The organism is Motilibacter rhizosphaerae, from assembly GCF_004216915.1.
GTDB lineage: Bacteria > Actinomycetota > Actinomycetes > Motilibacterales > Motilibacteraceae > Motilibacter > Motilibacter rhizosphaerae.
In genome coordinates, this window is the sequence record NZ_SGXD01000001.1 from 316,673 (window position 1) to 331,550 (window position 14,878).

The window sequence follows — 14,878 nt, forward strand, 5'->3', positions numbered from 1 at the left end:
CGGCATGCCCACCGCCCCGCGCGGGGTCGGCAACCTGCGCGGCGAGGAGGGCTTCCCCGCGGCGGCGCGTACGGCACTCGCCGACCCGCAGCTGCGGCGCAACCTCGGCCACGCGACGCGCACCATCCGCGCCAAGCGAGCCTCGGTCGTGGCAGAAGTGCCTGATTGGCAGGAGCTCCGCGCCGCCGGTGCCGCTATCAAGGACGACGTCCTGGCGCGCCTGCCCGAACTGCTCGTCCAGCTCGAGGAGCAGGTGACGGCGCGCGGCGGGACCGTGCACTGGGCGCGCGACGCGGCCGAGGCCAACGCCATCGTCACGCGCCTCGTCCAGGCGACGGGCGCCGACGAGGTGGTCAAGGTCAAGTCCATGGCCACGCAGGAGATCGGGCTCAACGAGGCCCTCGAGGCCGCGGGCATCGCGGCCTGGGAGACCGACCTCGCCGAGCTCATCGTGCAGCTCGGCCACGACAAGCCCTCGCACATCCTCGTGCCCGCGATCCACCGCAACCGCGCGGAGATCCGGGAGATCTTCCTGCGGGAGATGGGGAAGGTCGGGCGGCCCGCTCCGGAGGGCCTCACCGACGAGCCGCGGGCGCTCGCCGAGGCCGCGCGGCTGCACCTGCGGCGCAAGTTCCTCTCGGCGCGGGTCGCCGTGTCGGGCGCGAACTTCGCCGTGGCCGACAGCGGGACGCTCGCGGTCGTCGAGTCCGAGGGCAACGGGCGGATGTGCCTCACCCTGCCGCAGACGCTCATCACCGTCATGGGCATCGAGAAGCTCGTGCCCACGTGGCAGGACCTCGAGGTGTTCCTCCAGCTGCTGCCTCGCTCGAGCACCGGCGAGCGGATGAACCCCTACACCTCGCTCTGGACCGGCGTCACCCCCGGCGACGGTCCGCAGGAGTTCCACCTGGTGCTGCTGGACAACGGTCGCACCGCGACGCTCGCGGACCCCGAGGGCCGGGCGGCGCTGCGCTGCATCCGCTGCTCGGCCTGCCTCAACGTCTGCCCGGTCTACGAGCGGACCGGCGGCCACGCCTACGGCTCGGTCTACCCCGGCCCGATCGGCGCGGTGCTCTCCCCGCAGCTGACCGGCGTCGAGGACAACGCGACCCTGCCGTACGCATCCACGCTGTGCGGCGCCTGCTTCGACGCCTGCCCGGTGGCCATCGACATCCCGACGATGCTCGTGCACCTGCGCAACCGGGTGACGGAGGCGAAGGAGGCGCACGGTCCGCTCCCCGGAGCCGAGGCGACGGCCATGCGCGCCGCCGCCTTCGCCATGAGCGACCGTCGCCGCTGGACGCTCGCGCTGCGCAGCGCCAAGCTCGGCCGGCTGCTCGGCAGGGACGGCCGCATCGCCGCTGTCCCGCCGCCGCTGACGCGCTGGACGCGTACGCGCGACCTCCCGGTGCCACCGCCGGAGTCCTTCCGCGACTGGTGGGTGCGCGAGCACGGGGGTCGGTCGTGAGCGCCCGCGAGGAGGTGCTCGCCCGGATCCGGCGGGCCCAGGCGGTTGCCGACGTCGTCGTGCCCCGCGCGTACCGTCCGGCGGGGGCGTCGACCGCCAGCGCGGCCGAGCTCGCCACCCTGCTCGAGGACCGCCTCGTCGAGTACAAGGCCACGGTCACCCGGTGCGCGCCGGGCGGGGAAGCCACTGCCATCAAGGCAGTCCTGGCCCGCCACCGCGTACGACGTCTGGTCGTGCCGGCCGGCCTGCCCGAGGAGTGGCTGCAGGGCAGCGGGATCGAGCGCGTACGTGACGAGCCGCAGCTCACCCCCGACCAGCTCGACGAGACGGACGGCGTCGTGACGGCGTGCGCGCTGGCGGTCGCCGAGACCGGGACGATCGTGCTCGACGCGGGCCCCGGCCAGGGCAGGAGGGCGCTCAGCCTCGTCCCGGACCTCCACGTCGTCGTCGTGCGCAGCGACCAGGTGGTCGCGGGCCTGCCCGACGCGCTGGCCGGCCTGGAGCCCACCCGGCCGCAGACGTGGATCAGCGGGCCGAGCGCCACGAGCGACATCGAGCTCGACCGCGTCGAGGGCGTGCACGGCCCCCGGCGCCTGGAGGTCGTCCTCGTCACCGCCTAGATCCCCGTGATCATGCACGTCCTGGTGGTCCAGGATGTGCATGATCACGGGGGAGGTGGAGGGTCAGGCGGCGGCGGGGTGCAGCAGCACCTTGGTCCAGCCGTCCTCGCGCGCGTCGAAGCGGGCGTACGCGTCGGGAGCCTCCGCGAGGCCGACCTCGTGGCTCACGATGAGGCCGGGGGTGGCCCGGCCGGTGATGATGAGGTCGCGCAGCTGGCGGTTGTAGCGCTTGACGGGCGCCTGGCCGGTGCCCATCCGCTGGCCCTTGGTGAAGAAGGTGCCGTAGTCCCAGCCGATCTTCCCGGCCGACGACGGGTCGTCGAGGCCCGGGTCCTGCGGGACGTAGACGCCGACGACGCCGATGCCGCCTGCGGACCGGACGACCTTGACCAGGTTGTCGAGGACGAGCTCGGGGTGCTCCTCGCCGCTCGGGTCGTGCGCCTGCCAGCCGACCGCCTCGACGCCCTTGTCGACGCCGATGCCCTGCGTCTGCTCGAGGATCTGCTCGACCGGGTCACCTGCCGAGAAGTCGATGGCTGTGGCGCCGAACCGCTCCGCCAGTCCCAAGCGGTCCTTCTCCTTGTCGACGACGAAGACGCGGGAGGCGCCGCGCAGGAAGGCGCTGTGCGCGGCCATGAGCCCGACGGGGCCGCCCCCGAACACGGCGACGCTGTCGCCCGGCAGCACGCCGGCAAGCTCCGTGCCGTGGTATCCGGTCGGGAAGATGTCGGACAGCATCGTGAAGTCGTTCTCGTGCTCGGTGCCCGCGGGCAGCTCGAGCAGGTTGAAGTCGGCGTACGGGACGCGGAGGTACTCCGCCTGGCCACCGTCGTACGGGCCCATGTTGGCGTAGCCGTACGCCGCGCCGTCCATGCCCTCGGTCGGGTTGGTGCGCAGGCAGAACGACGTCCAGCCGCCGGTGCAGTTGCGGCAGGTGCCGCAGGCGATGTTGAACGGCACGCTCACGCGGTCGCCGACCTTGATCCGCTCGACCCCGGGGCCGACCTCCTCGACGATCCCCATGTTCTCGTGGCCGAGGACCTTGCCCTCCTCGACGGCGGTCCGGCCCTCGTACATGTGGAGGTCGGAGCCGCAGATGTTCGTCGTGGTGATGCGGATGATCGCGTCGTTCGGGCGCTGGATCGTCGGGTCGGGGCGCTCCTCGACGGCGACGGCGCGCGGGCCCCGGTAGACGACGGCCTTCATGGGCGGGCTCCTCAGGATCGGGTCATTGCTTGCGCAACGTCGACTACCCAGGGCAGCTCGTGATCCACCCCGATCTCCGTGGTCGTGGACGTCACGGGCACCCATGACGTGCATGATCACGGGAGTCGAGGCCCCAGGACCTGCATGATCACGCTGGTCAGGAGGGGACGAGCACGCCGTCCTGCAGCCGGACCACCCGGTCCGCCGCAGCCGTCAGCGCCGGGTCGTGGGTCGAGACCATGCAGGTCATGCCCTCGGTGTGCACCAGCTCCCGGAGCAGGTCGAGCACCTCCGCACCGGTCGTCGTGTCGAGCTGACCGGTCGGCTCGTCGGCGAGGAGCAGCCGCTGCTGCTGGCCGCCGGACATCTCCGGCGGGCGCTGGTCCGCGGCCGCGCCGAGCCCGACCCGCTCGAGCACCTCGCGCGCCCGGGCCTCGCGCTGGCGCGCCGGGACCCGCAGCAGGCGCAGCGGGATGCCGACGTTCTCGACCGCGCTGAGCATCGGCAGCAGCCCGAAGGTCTGGAAGACGAACGCCAGCACGTCGCGGCGCAGCGCTGCCAGCCCGCGCTCGTCGAGCTCGGCGACCTCCTGCCCGCAGACGCGTACGGACCCACCGGTCGGCCGGTCGAGCCCGCCGATGACGTTGAGCAGCGTGGTCTTCCCCGAGCCCGAGCGCCCGACCACCGCCACGAGCTCGCCCGGCTCGACGTCGAGGGAGACACCGCGCAGGGCGTGGACCTCGCCGCTGCCGCTGCCGTAGGTGCGCACCAGCCCGCGCACCGCGACCACCGGTCCGCGCGCGCCCTGGCTGGGCAGCTGCGGGACCGCCGCCACGCGCACGTGCCGCCCGGTCACGAGGGCCACACCCCCACGTGGTCGTCCTCGAGCGCCAGCCGGACCCGGTCGCGCAGCGCGAGCGCGGCGCGGTAGTCCTCGGGCAGCTGGAGCCGACCGGCGCGGTCCAGCACGGCGTACTCCTCGGCGACGGCGTCCTCCACCTCGCCGACCGCCCGGCGCAGGGTCTCGGTCGCGATGCGGCCGTCGCGGATGCGCACGGTGCGGCGCACCTGCTCCGCGACCGTGGCGTCGTGGGTCACGACCACCACGGTGACGCCCAGCTGCTCGTTGGCCCCGCGGAGGGCGGCGAACACCTGCTCGGACGAGGCCACGTCGAGCTCGCCCGTCGGCTCGTCGGCGAAGAGCACCTCCGGCTCGTTGGCGAGCGCCACCGCGATCGCGACCCGCTGCTGCTGGCCGCCGGAGAGCTCCCCCGGCCGCCGGCCCGCGCAGTCCACCACGGCCAGCAGGTCCAGCAGCTCAGCGGCCCGGGCCCTGGCCGCGCGCGTCCGGGCGCCCGCGAAGCCGAGCGGCACCATGACGTTCTCCTGCGCGGAGAGGTAGGGCAGCAGGTTGCGCCCGGTCTGCTGCCAGACGAAGCCCGCGACGCGGCGCCGGTAGCGCAGCCGGTCCCGGGCGCGCATGCGCAGCAGGTCGTGGCCCGCGACCGAGACGCGCCCGGCCGTGGGCACGTCGAGGCCGGAGAGGACGTTGAGCAGCGTCGACTTCCCGGAGCCGGACGCTCCGACGACCGCCGTGAGCTCGCCGCGCTCCACGACGAGGTCGAGCCCCTGCAGGGCCTGCACCTCGATCCGCTCCACCTGGTAGACCCGCACGAGCTGCTCGCAGACGATGAGGGGCGGCGCGGTCACAGGGCCTCCAGGGGCGTGCGGGGTACGCGCCGGCGGAGCGAGCCGTCGACGAGCAGGGCGAGGACGAGCAGCCCGAGCAGCGCACCGAGCGCAGCGACGGCCGTGGCGAGCGGGTCGGCGGGAGCGGGGGCGAAGGCACCGCCGGTGAGGGGCAGCGGGTCGAGGACCGGGTCGAGCAGGCGGGGCAGCGCGGCTCCGCAGGCCGCGCCCACGACGCCGGCGACGAGCACCGGGGGCACGAGCTCGACGGCACCGGTGGCACGCAACTGGCCCGCGCGCAGCCCGAGGGCCCGCGCGACGGCGAGCTCGGCGCCCCGCCCGCGGGCGGTGGCGACGACGACGAGGAGCAGGGCCGCCCCGGCGAGGACGAGCAGGGCGATGCTGCCGGCGCGCAGCAGCCGGGTGACGCCCGCCAGCAGCCGGCGGGCGGGGTCGCCGTCGCGCCAGGAGCTGCGGGTGACCACCTGCACCCCCGGCGCCGCCTGCGCGGCGAGGGCCTCCTCGGCTCCGGGGCCGCCGGCCAGCACCAGGCCGGACGCCTGCGCGACGACTGCGGGTGGCAGCGCCGCCGCGTCCGCGAGGACGACCTCCCCCGGCAGCCAGGCCCGGGGGTCGGCGGGCGCGCGCCCCGCGACACGTGCGGGCAGCCGGTCCTTGGCCAGCACGAGCGCGACGTGCGCGCCGCGGGCCCGGAGCAGCACGCCGCCGGTGAGCAGCAGGTCGACGGGGTCGCGCCGCCGGCCGAGGGTGGCGAGCGCACCCGCCCCGGGCTCGGCGCTCGCGCGCAGCACCGCGGCGTACGACGAGGGGTCCACGGCGAGCACCGTCACCCCGGAGTAGTCCTGGCGGATGTCGAGGTCGGCTCCCGCCACGACGGCGACGGCCGTCACCGACGCCCGGGGAGCGCGCCGGTGCACGGCGGCAGCGAGCCGCGTCGCCTGCGCCGAGGTCCCCGTCGTCGCGCGGGCGGCGGCACCGACCCGCTCGCGGGCAGCCGTCGCGCTCGCGGAGGCGAGCCCGGAGGCGAGCAGCACGTCGCCGACGCCGAGGGCGACCGCCAGGGTGAGCACGAGCAGCGGCAGGGGCGTGGCGGCGGCGGAGGTCCGGGCGCGGGTGACGCCCACGAGCGCGACCGCGCCGCGCAGCCGGGCGGCGCCGCGCGCGAGGCCGCGCAGCAGCAGCGGGTAGCAGCGCAGCAGCACCACGGTCACCGCCCCCACGAGCAGCAGCGGCGTGGCCACGAGCAGCACGTCCAGCCCGTCCGCAGCGGACGCTCCGCGCCCTCGGGTCGCCACCAGCGCGGCGGTGGCGAGGACGACGACCAGGGCCTCGAGCACGACCCGCGCCGCACCGGCCGGAGGTCGCCGCAGCACCGTGGTCACCACGGCGGCGACCGCGGCGAGCGCCGCGGCCACGCCCACGAGCAGCACCGGGACGACCGGGTACGCCGGCCCCACCGCGAGCGCGGCCAGCCCGCCGAGGGCCGCGGCGCCGACGACGAGCGGGAGCGCCTCGACGAGGGCGAGCAGCGCGGCCTGCCGGAGGGAGGCGCCGCGGGCGACCTGCAGGTGCAGCGCCGCGCCCCGACGGGCCGCGAGCAGCCGCCCGACGAGCAGGACCACCAGCCCGCCGACGCCGAGCAGGGCCGCGACCAGCAGCGAGACGAGGGCCGTGGCCGCGCGCTGCGCGGCGACGGCGCGCGCGAGCGGGCCCTCGACGTCGTCGTGCAGCACCGGCGGGTCGTCGACGCCGGAGAGGGCGAGGTCGGGGCGGACCGCCCAGCGCGCGGCCGCCGCCCGCAGCGCGGGGACGCCGGCCGCGGTCAGCCGCCCGGGCGCCGGAGCCACGGCGTACGACGCCTGCAGCCCGGTGCCGGGCAGCGCCGCGAGGGCAGCGGTCGTCGACGAGCCGCTGAGCAGGGCGACCGCGGCCCCTGCTGGTGCGAGCGCCCCGGGCAGCCGCGACCACACCGGAGCGGTCGCGTCGGCCGGGATGAACGTGCCCGTGACCAGCAGCTCGGCCTGCTCGGAGGCGCCGGGCCGGGTGAGCCGCACGCGGTCGCCGACGGCCAGGCCGAGGCCGCGGGCGACACCGACGGAGAGCGCCACGGGCACGGTGCCCGACCCCCTCGGCGCGTCGTCGCGCGCGGGCCCGCGCCCCGTCACCCAGCGCGCACCGGCCAGGGCTCCGGCGCCGTAGGCCACCCGCACCGTCCCGAGCGCGCGCGTCCCGGTCCGCCCGTCGAAGGCCACGCTGACCGCCGTCCCGGTCACCGGGCCGGCGACGCGCGCGAGGCGGGGCGGCAGGTGGCGCAGCAGCGCGACCCGCGAGTCGACGCGGCTCCCCGCGTAGGTCACCGTCGTGACGTCGGAACCCGCGGGCTCGTCGTGGCGGACGAGCTGCTCGGAGGCCGAGACGAGGGCCGGTGCGCTTGCCAGCTCGGCCCGGGCTCCCGCGTCCAGCGAGCGGCGCAGCTCGGCCGGGACGGCGGCGGCGAGCGCGGCGCACAGGGCGACGAGCAGCGCGGTCGCGAGCGCGAGGCCCGTGTCGGCGCGCAGCCGGCGGCGGGCCAGCAGCACGGCGAGCGGCAGCAGGCTCACCGCTCCTCCCCGATGCGCAGCGCGGTGCCGAGCCCCGAGCGGCGCAGCGCGAGGACGACGCCGCCGACGACGAGCAGCACGAGGACGAGGACCTCAGCGGCGAGGCCGAGCACCGGGGCCCAGGGCACGAGGACGCGGACCGCCGGCACCGGCGCGCCGCCCTCGGCGCCGACGGTCACGAGCGGTCCGACGAGCCGGCCCAGCCCGACGCCGACGGCGACGCCCGCAACGGCGCCGAGCAGGGCCAGGGCGGCGTACTCGGCAGCGAGGACCCCGGCGAGCTGCCCGCGGCCGAGGCCCAGCGCGCGCAGCTGGGCGAGCTCGAGCCGGCGCAGCCGCAGCGCGACCGTGGCGTGCACGGCGAGGCCGACCCCGGCGCAGGCCTGGGCGGCGAGCAGGAGGAGGAGCAGGCCGGCCGACCCCCCCACCCGCGCCGGGCCGGTGCTCAGCGCGGCGGCGAGGCCCGTACGCGACAGCGAGGAGCGCGCCCCGACCGCCGCCGCCGCCCGCGCTGCCCACCCGCGCGCCGCTCCGTCGGGGACGGCCGCCCACCAGGCGTCGGCGTACGCGTCGTCGAGGCCCAGCGCGAGCGTCGCGCGCAGCAGCGCGCCGCGGTCGACGAGCAGGTGGGGGCGGCGGTCGGCGTAGGGCTGCTCCTGCAACGGCGGGAGCACGCGCACGACGCTGGCGACGCGGACGAGCAGCGCGTCGGTGTCGTCGAGGTGGAGCGGGACGTCCGCACCCGCGGCCACGCCCAGCGCCTCCGCGAGGGCGCGGTCGAGGACGGCCGGGACGGCCGGCTGCTCCGGCCACGCCGTCCAGGTGCCGGCGTCCGGCGCGCCGTCGGGCCCGAGCGGGAGCGACCCGCCCGTCGCGAGCAGGGTCGCGCCGCCCGCGGTCGCCGGGCCCGACCCGTCGCCGGGCGCGGGGTCGTCACCGAAGGGGTCCGCGGGAGGGGCCTGCCCGTGCCACTCGGCCCTCGGCAGGGTGAGCGGAGCGCCCCAGGCTCCGCGCGCGGCCGCCGTGCGCAGCTGGTCCACTCGCAACGACCAGTCCGCGCGGGCGGGAGCGCTGTCGCCCCGGCGCACGGGCAGCGGGTCGAGCGCGGTGAGCGCGCGCACCGACACCACCCGCAGCGGGTACGCGAGGGCGCGCCCGCCGGCGGCGGCGGCGAGGTCGAGCACGGCGGTCCGCGGCCGAGCGGCGGTGACGACACCGAGGGGCAGCGTGGCCGGGACGCCCGCGGCGTCCTGCACGACCACCGCGACCTCGGAGCTGCTGGCCCCGGAGGCCCCGGCGCCGACGTGCAGCGCGAGCCGCAGCGACAGCCGTGCCGGGGAGCCGGGCAGGAGCGTGCCGGCCGGCGCGGCGGTCGCCCGCAGGGGCGCGAGCGCGGCCGCGGGGTCGGCGCCCAGCACGTCGCGGCGCACGTGCAGCGCCGCCGCGGCGAGGCTGGCGTCTACCGCGACCAGCCGGCCGGGCGTCGTGGGGCCGGAGTCGCCCGAGCGCTCGCCGGGACCACCGCCGCCGAGCTCGACGTCGCGCTCGGCCGCCGGCCCCTGCGCGGTCGCGCCCGGCAGCGCGCGCAGCGCCGCGGCCGTACCGAGCGGCGCGGTCGGGAGGCCGTCGAGCGAGACGTCCGGCCCGGTCAGTGCCGCGGCCTGGTCGCGCTGGGCCTGCAGCCAGGTCGCGCGGTACGACGCGGCGAAGGAGCCCGCCCCGACGGTCAGCGCCACGAGCAGCACGGAGGCCGCCGCCCGCGCCGGGCGCCGCCCCACCTGCCAGCCCGCGAGCGCACCCGCAGCACCGCGGGACCGGGCGGCGAGCGCCCCTCCCGCCCGTGCGACCAGCGGCAGCACGCGCAGCGCGAGGACCCCGCCTGCGAGCAGGGCGAGCGCCGGACTGACGACGAGCACGGGGTCCAGGCGCAGCGCGCCCGACCCGGCGAGCGGACTGCGGTACGACCGCAGCTGCAGGTAGCCCACGACCGCGAGGGCGAGCAGCGCGAGGTCGAGCCCGCCGCGGCTCAGCGCGGCGCGGCGCCCCGGGCGGCGGGACTCGACGGCGGCGAAGGAGGCGCGCTGGCGCAGCACCGGTGCGGTCAGCAGGAGCACCAGCCCGGCCGCGGTCGCGAGCGCCGTCAGCTCCGCGTCGAGCGGCACGGCTCCGGGCGCCGCCAGCCCGCCGCGGGCGAGGGCCGGCACCCGGGCCAGCACGGCGTACGCGCCGAGGGCGAGGGGCGGCGCCAGCACGGCGGCGAGGGCGGCCAGCAGGACCGACTCCGCGAGCGCCAGCCGCACGAGCTGGCGGCCCGAGGCGCCCCGGGCGCGCAGCAGCGCGTGCTCGGTGGCACGCCGCTCCGCCAGCAGGCGCGCGGTGAGCGCGAGGACGCTGGCCGCGAGCACGACCAGCAGCAGCGCCGCGACGAGCACGGTGCCGCGGGTGACCAGCCGCTGGCGCCCGAGCCCCTCGAGCAGCGCCGGGAGCGGGGTCCACGCCGAGACGCGGGAGGCTCGCCCGACCAGCGGCGCCTGCAGGGCCTGCTGCAGTCCGGCCACCCGGCGGCGCAGCGGCTCGACCTGCGCCGCGGGCAGCCCCGCCAGCTGGGGGTCGGCGAGCCAGCGGACGCGGTCGCCCGGGAGGCGGGTCCGCACCACCGCCGGGTCCCCGAGCAGCGGGCCGTAGATCGTCGTACGGGAGAAGGCGCTGAGCGGCCAGTTCCCGCGCCGCGTCGCCCCCTTCGTGGGGTCGTCGTCCCAGTACGCCGACCCGGGGTGGCGTACGGCGTAGGTGCCGACGACGCGGACGCGGGCTGCGGCGTACGTGCTCACGGTCGTGACGCGCGTCGTCCGCCCGGTCGCGAGCCGGAACGGCGCCAGGGCGGCAACCGGAGCGAGCACCTCGACCGGCTGACCGGTGCCCGTCGCCCGCGGCCAGCGCCCGGAGAGCAGGCGCACCTCGCGCTCGGCGCCGTCGTAGCCCGCGACGTAGGTGAGCGGCGGCACCTCGTAGCTCGCGTCCGTCCCCGCCGGCGCGTACGCCGCGGTCGTGACCTGGCGCACGATCCGCACCGGGCTGGCACCGAAGGCCGCGCGGAGCTGGGCGACGACGACCTGGTCCGCCGGCGCGTACGCCCCGCCGCCGAGGTCGCCCTCCACCTCGACCTGGCGCTGCTCGGGCGAGGCGTCACCCAGGGTGCGGCGTACGGCGCTCGTGTCCGAGGAGACGGCGAGGGTGGCCATCGTCGTGAGGGCGGTGGTCGCGAGCAGGGCGACGAGGGTGACGACGAGGAGGACGCCACGCTGCTGGAGGAGCCGGCGCAGGACGAGGACGCGCGTCACGTGCTCCGCTTCCCCCTGCCCGGCCTGCTCCCTGGTGCGCCCCTGAACCTAGAGAGCGCTCTCCCGGGTGGGAAGGGTCCGCCCGGATTCGTTCTCGAAATGTGACCGGGGACTGCTTGACCGGTTCAGCACATCGACGCGCGCCGTGGCGGTCGAGGTGCCAGGAACCCCAGGATCTGCATGATCACGGGGGAAAGTGGGGTCAGCCGGTGACCTGGGCGGCGCCGTAGGCCTGCCAGAGCATGGCGTACGCGCCGCCGGCCGCGAGGAGCTCCTCGTGCGAGCCGTCCTCGACGACCTGCCCGGCGTCGAGCACGACGATCCGGCTCGAGCGGGCCGCGGTCTGCAGGCGGTGCGCCACCACGATGGTGGTACGCCGCCGCACGACCCGCGTGGTCGCCTCGGTGACCGCCGCCTCGGTGGCGAGGTCCAGCGCCGCGGTGGCCTCGTCGAGCAGCAGCACGGCCGGGTCGACGAGCTCGGCCCGGGCGAGCGAGATCAGCTGGCGCTGGCCGGCGGAGAGCCCGCGCCCGCGCTCGCCGACGGGGCTGTCGTAGCCGTAGGGCAGGGCGAGCACCATCTCGTGCGCGCCGACCGCCCGCGCGGCGGCCTCGACCTCCTCCGCGGTGGCGTCGGGCCGGCCGTAGGCGATGGCCTCGCGCACGGTCCCCTCGAAGAGGTACGGCTCCTGCGGCACGTAGCCCAGCTGGCGGCGGTAGGCCGTGAGGTCGAGCTCGCGCAGGTCGATGCCGTCCGCCCGGACCGCGCCGCCGGTCGGGTCGTAGAAGCGGGCGAGCAGCTTGAGCACCGTGGACTTGCCGGCCCCGGTCGTGCCGACGAGGGCGACGTCCTCGCCCGGCTCGATGCGCAGCGTGATCCCGCGCAGGGCCTCGGGCGCGCTCGCGGAGTAGCGGAACCGCACGTCGTCCAGCTCGAGCGCGCCGCGCAGCCGGCCGAGCTCGCGCGGGTCGTCGGTGCGCGGCGTCGAGGTGGGCGTGCGCAGCAGGCCGGAGAGCCGGCGCAGGCCGACCGTCGCCTGCTGGTAGCCGTCGAAGACCTGCGAGAGCTGCTGGACGGGGGCGAAGAACAGGTCGACGTAGAGCAGGAAGGCGATGAGCTCGCCCGCGCTGATCTCGCGCGAGCGCACGGCTCCGGCGCCCACGGCGAGGACCACGGCGGTGGTGACCTCGCTGAGCAGCTCGACGCCGGGGAAGTAGGTCGAGATGTAGCGCTGCGCGCGCAGCCGGGAGGCGACGTACGCGCGGCCGGCCGCCGCGAAGGCCGCGGCGTCGGCGTCCTCGCGGCGGGAGAGCTGGAGGACGGGCAGCCCGGAGAGCGCCTCCTGGAAGCGCGCGTTGACCGTGCTGATGCGCTCGCGGCTCTCGGCGTAGACCGGGACCGAGGCGCGGCGGAACACCCAGGTCCCGACGGCGAGCACCGGCAGCGCGGCGACGAGCACGAGGGCGAGGTGCAGGTCCAGCACGAGCATCGCGACGAGCACGCCGACGATGGAGAGCAGGCTGACGACCGCGCTGGTGAGCCCCTGCTGGAGGAACTGCGAGAGGGCGTCGACGTCGGTCGTCATCCGCGTCATGATCCGGCCGGCGAGCTCGCGCTCGTAGAAGTCGAGGCCGAGCCGCTGCAGGTGGGCGAAGGTCTTGACGCGCAGGAAGAACAGCAGCCGCTCGCCCGTGCGTCCCGTCACCTGCTGCTGCCAGCGGTTGACCGCCCAGTCGACGCACACGAGCAGCGCGGCGACCGCCGCCAGCGCGAGCAGGACGCCCGTGCTGCGGGCGCTGATGCCGCGGTCGACCGCGGTGCGGACGAGGGCCGGGATGGCGATCTGCGCGCCCGCGTCGAGCGCGACGAGCAGCAGCCCGAGCAGCAGGGCGGCGCGGAACGGCGCGACCAGCCGGCGCAGGTCGAACGCCTGGTCCGCCGCCCGGGCCCGAGCGAGGTCGACGTCGGGCCGGGCGTCCGCCGGCGGGAGCGCCTCGACCTGCGCGACGAGGGCGGCCGTCGCCGGGACCGCGGCGAGCATCCCGCTGCCGCCGCCGCCGGGGCCGCCGACGACCGGGGCCGCAGCACGCGGGGTCGCGGCAGGGGCTGCGGCGGGGGCGATGCGGACGGCGCTGCCGGGCTCCTCGCCCTCGTCGCGCTCGCCGGAGAGCAGCCGGCGGAAGACCGGCGAGCGCTCGTCCAGCTGCGCGACGGTGCCCTCGGCGACGACCCGGCCGGCCTCGAGGACGACGACCCGGTCGGCCAGCTGCAGCGTGCTGCGCCGGTGCGCGACGAGCAGCGCGGCACGCTCGGCGAGCAGCGGGCGCAGCGCCGCGAAGACCGCGGCCTCGGTCGTGGGGTCGAGCGCGGAGGTCGCGTCGTCGAGCAGCAGCAGGTCCGGGCGCGCGAGCAGCACGCGGGCCAGCGCGAGGCGCTGGCGCTGGCCGCCGGACAGGGTCAGCCCCTGCTCGCCGACGACGGTGTCGTAGCCGTCCGGCAGGTCGCGCACGAAGCCGTCCGCCTGCGCCGCGACCGCGGCGGCGACGACCTCCTCCTCGGTCGCGGAGGGGCGGGCGTAGGCGATGTTGGCGCGGACGGAGTCGCTGAAGAGGAAGGCCTCCTCGGGAACGAGGCCGACCCGCTCGCGCAGGGAGGCGAGGCGCGCCTGCCGCACGTCGACGCCGCCGACGAGGACGCTGCCGGCCTGCGGGTCGGAGAAGCGCGGCACCAGCTGGAGCAGGGTGGACTTCCCGGACCCGGAGGAGCCGACGAGGGCGACGACCTCGCCGGGGCGCACCCGCAGCGAGACGCCGTCGAGGACCGGGCGGCCGGCGTCGTGGCCGAAGACGACGTCGCGCAGCTCGAGCCCGACCGCTCCGGCAGGGACGTCGACCGCGTCGGGCACCTCCTGCACGTCGGGCCGGGTGTCGACGACCTCGAGCACCCGCTCCACCCCGGCGCGCGCCTGCTGGCCGATGACCAGCAGGGCGCCGAGCTGGCGGACGGGCGAGACCAGCTGGCCGACGTAGGTCGAGAAGGCGAGGAAGGTCCCGAGCGAGATCGACCCGCGCAGGGCGAGCCACCCCCCGAGGGCCAGCACGCCGACCTGGCCGAGCGCGGGGACGGCCTGGAGCGTGGGGTTCCACCGGCTGGAGAGGCGGACGACGCGGACCCGGCTGGCGAACAGGTCGCCCGCCACGCGCTCGAGCCGGCGCAGCTCGCGGCCCTCCTGCCCGAACCCCTTGACCACGCGCACGCCGGAGACGGCGCCCTCGACGACGCCGGCCACCTCGGCGGCGACCTGCTGGGCGTGCCAGTTGGCCGGGAAGAGCTGGGTGCGGCTGCGCGACACGACGAACCACAGCCCCGGCCCCACCAGCAGCACGACCAGCGTGAGGACCGGCGAGAGCACGAGCATGATGACGAGCGAGACGAGGAACAGCAGGACGTTGCCGCTGAGGTTGGGCAGGAAGAACAGCAGCCCCTGCACCAGCGTGAGGTCGCTGATCGAGCGGCTGACCAGCTGCCCGGTCTGCATCTCGGCGCGGCGGCGGCCGTCGAGCCGGGAGATCGCCGCGAAGACGTCGCGGCGCATCGCGTCCTGGACCTCGAGCCCGAGCCGGCCGGCGCGGTAGCGGCGGGTCGCGCTCGCGGCGAAGCGCACGAGGCCGGCGACGACGAGCAGCACCACCCACGGGGTCACCGAGGCCGTGGCGTCAGCGACCACCTCGTCGACGACGTGGCGAGCGACGAGCGGCGTCAGCGCGGAGACCCCCGAGCTCACGACCGCCGAGGCGAGCGCGAGCACGAGGTCGGCGCGGTAGCGCAGGCAGTAGCCCACGAGCCGGCGCAGCCAGCCGCCGTCCGCGGCGCCCGGTGCCTCCCCCTCGACCGGTGCACTGCCGCGCGCCTCGAGGGTGACCGTCACGCTGC

Annotated in this window: 8 protein-coding genes; 2 read left to right on the forward strand and 6 right to left on the reverse strand. The window is 77.1% G+C overall.

Annotated elements, in window-relative coordinates; translation table 11 throughout:
• The first annotated feature begins 4 nt into the window (after positions 1–4).
• Both EV189_RS01485 and EV189_RS01490 read left to right on the forward strand, forming a co-directional pair.
• A complete protein-coding gene (locus tag EV189_RS01485; RefSeq protein ID WP_130491898.1) occupies positions 5–1,468 on the forward strand; it encodes a LutB/LldF family L-lactate oxidation iron-sulfur protein in 1,464 nt (487 codons plus the stop codon).
• Positions 1,465–2,088: a LutC/YkgG family protein gene (locus EV189_RS01490; RefSeq protein ID WP_130491177.1), complete on the forward strand. Its 624-nt coding sequence runs from the start codon at positions 1,465–1,467 to the stop codon at positions 2,086–2,088. Before EV189_RS01485 ends, EV189_RS01490 begins: the two co-directional genes overlap by 4 nt.
• 63 nt (positions 2,089–2,151) lie before the next feature.
• Here the strand turns inward: EV189_RS01490 and EV189_RS01495 are convergent, their stop codons facing one another.
• From EV189_RS01495 to EV189_RS01520, 6 genes are all read right to left on the reverse strand, one after another.
• A complete protein-coding gene (locus EV189_RS01495; protein ID WP_130491178.1) occupies positions 2,152–3,294 on the reverse strand; it encodes a glutathione-independent formaldehyde dehydrogenase in 1,143 nt (380 codons plus the stop codon).
• A gap of 157 nt (positions 3,295–3,451) precedes the next feature.
• Complete coding sequence (locus tag EV189_RS01500) at positions 3,452–4,135, reverse strand: ABC transporter ATP-binding protein (RefSeq protein ID WP_407938102.1); 684 nt, start codon at positions 4,133–4,135, stop codon at positions 3,452–3,454.
• Positions 4,136–4,146: 11 nt separating this feature from the next.
• Positions 4,147–5,004, reverse strand: a complete 858-nt coding sequence (locus EV189_RS01505; protein ID WP_130491179.1) for an ABC transporter ATP-binding protein — start codon at positions 5,002–5,004, stop codon at positions 4,147–4,149.
• Entirely contained in the window at positions 5,001–7,604 is a 2,604-nt protein-coding gene (locus EV189_RS01510; protein WP_130491180.1) for an FtsX-like permease family protein, read from the reverse strand. The genes EV189_RS01505 and EV189_RS01510 overlap by 4 nt, the downstream gene beginning before the upstream one ends.
• On the reverse strand, positions 7,601–10,945 hold the full coding sequence (locus tag EV189_RS01515; protein ID WP_130491181.1) for an FtsX-like permease family protein: 3,345 nt from the start codon (positions 10,943–10,945) through the stop codon (positions 7,601–7,603). Before EV189_RS01515 ends, EV189_RS01510 begins: the two co-directional genes overlap by 4 nt.
• Before the next feature lie 202 nt (positions 10,946–11,147).
• The gene (locus EV189_RS01520; protein WP_130491182.1) at positions 11,148–14,873 is read right to left on the reverse strand and encodes an ABC transporter ATP-binding protein; all 3,726 of its coding nucleotides are present in this window, start codon (positions 14,871–14,873) and stop codon (positions 11,148–11,150) included.
• Between the last annotated feature and the right edge of the window lie 5 nt (positions 14,874–14,878).